Here is a 1,782-nt window from a genome sequence, read left to right as displayed (position 1 = left end):
GCGAGCCCACCGTGTGCTGCACCGCCATCGTGTCGGCGCCTTCGCGCAGCTGCTGGCGCAGCACCTCGGCCTGCAGGCCGATCGCCATCACGGGCTGGCGCAGGTCGTGGTTGGCGGCCGAGAAGAAGCGCAGCCGCTCGGCCTGGGCCTGCTCGGAGGCGCGCAGGCCGGCCAGCGCCTGCTCGCGCAGGGTGCGCTCGTTGAGGCGCAGGCCGATGTTCTCCTCGAGCTGGCGCGAGCGCTCGGCCACCAGCTTCCACATCATGGCGGTGAGGCCGGCGCCGATGACGGCGACCGCGATCATCATCGGCGGCCCGAGCCAGATGCCCATCACGATGATCGGCGCCAGCAGCAGGGTGATCGCGAGCTGCGTGGCCGGCGTGTAGAACGAGACCGAGAAGGCGGCCGACAGCGTCATGCCCATCACGATCACGCCGAGCAGCAGCTGCAGCTCGATGCGCGAGGGGTCGAACAGCAGCACGCCGGCCGCGCCGTGCGCCAGCTCCCAGATGCCGGTGCGCAGCACGTGCACGCGCTGGGCGCGGCGCAGGCTGTAGGGCGTGAAGGGCTCTGGCAGGCGCTGCGGCACGAAGGCGCGCATCACCGTCACCAGCGTGATCAGGCCCAGCCAGGCCAGCGACAGCGGCAGCGAGAACTGCCAGGCGAACAGCGCCGCGATGCCGCAGTTCAGCAGGTACTGCACCGCCAGAATCGGGCCGATCGGCTGCACCGAAATGCGCAGCACCTCGCACTGGATGGCGAAGCCGTCGTCCCGCGCGGCCCCTGGCGCTTCGGGGTTTCCGCCGGCGCTGGCGGGGCGGGCGGCGGGCGCCGCGGAGTCGTGCAGGGGCTTCATGGACCGGACCACTATAGGCAAGCAGGGCGACACAGCGACAATGGCAATCCCGTAGCCGGCCGTCGACCAAGCGAACTTCCGTGAATGATCTCTCCCTTTTCCTGCCTTGCGCCGCCGGCGTCGAGGAGTTTCTCGCGCAGGAGGTGCATGCGCTCACCGGCCGTGCCGGCGACGACCTGCTGATGCTGCGCGGCGGCGTGCGGGTGCGCGCCGACTGGCGCGAGGTGCTGCAGCTCAACCTGCACTGCCGCCTCGCGCAGCGCGTGCTGGTCGAGCTGGCCCAGGGCCTGTACCGCAACGAGAACGACCTCTACGGGCTAGCCAGCGGCGTGGCCTGGGAGATCTGGTTCACGCCCAAGCAGACCTTCAAGATCGAGACCACGGCCCAGCACAGCCCGCTGCAGAGCCTGAACTTCGCCACCCTGCGCATCAAGGACGCGATCGCCGACCGCTTCCGCGGCCGGGCCGGCGGCGTGCGCCCCAGCATCGAGACCCAGTGGCCCGACTGCCGCGTGTTCGCGCACCTGACCACCGACACCTGCACCCTCTACATCGACACCTCGGGCGAGCCGCTGTTCAAGCGCGGCTGGCGCCAGGACAAGGGCGACGCGCCGCTGAAGGAAACCCTGGCCGCCGCCATGCTGGCCGCCAGCGGCTGGTGGAACCCCGAGACCGGCGAGGTCGCCGACAAGCCGCTGTACGACCCCTGCTGCGGCAGCGGCACCATCGCCATCGAGGCGGCCCAGATCGCGCTTGGCATCCCGGCCGGCTGGCTGCGCCGCTTCGGCTTCGAGAAGCTGCTGCCGTTCCAGCCCCACGTGTGGGCCGCGGTGCGCGCCGCATCCGAGCCGCCGGCGGCCGAAGCGGGCGCCGCGCCGCGCATCTTCGGTTCCGACGTCTCGCACCGCATGGTCGATTTCGCGCAG

General features: G+C 71.3%; 2 protein-coding genes. One reads left to right on the top strand and one right to left on the bottom strand.

The genetic code is table 11. From position 1 onward, the window contains the following. Nucleotides 1-856 (bottom strand): ATP-binding protein (locus AC27VN_RS40485; protein WP_490880363.1); only part of this gene is annotated, 856 nt, incomplete at its 3' end. A gap of 80 nt (nucleotides 857-936) precedes the next feature. Between AC27VN_RS40485 and AC27VN_RS40480 the strand changes: the two genes are divergently transcribed. After that, nucleotides 937-1,782: THUMP domain-containing class I SAM-dependent RNA methyltransferase (locus AC27VN_RS40480; protein ID WP_490880362.1), on the top strand; the 846-nt coding region annotated here is incomplete at its 3' end.

The organism is Variovorax sp. 20P10.2.4, assembly GCF_058244205.1.
Note: the sequence above shows the minus strand (reverse complement) of the source record. Positions and strands in the feature narration are given on the sequence as shown.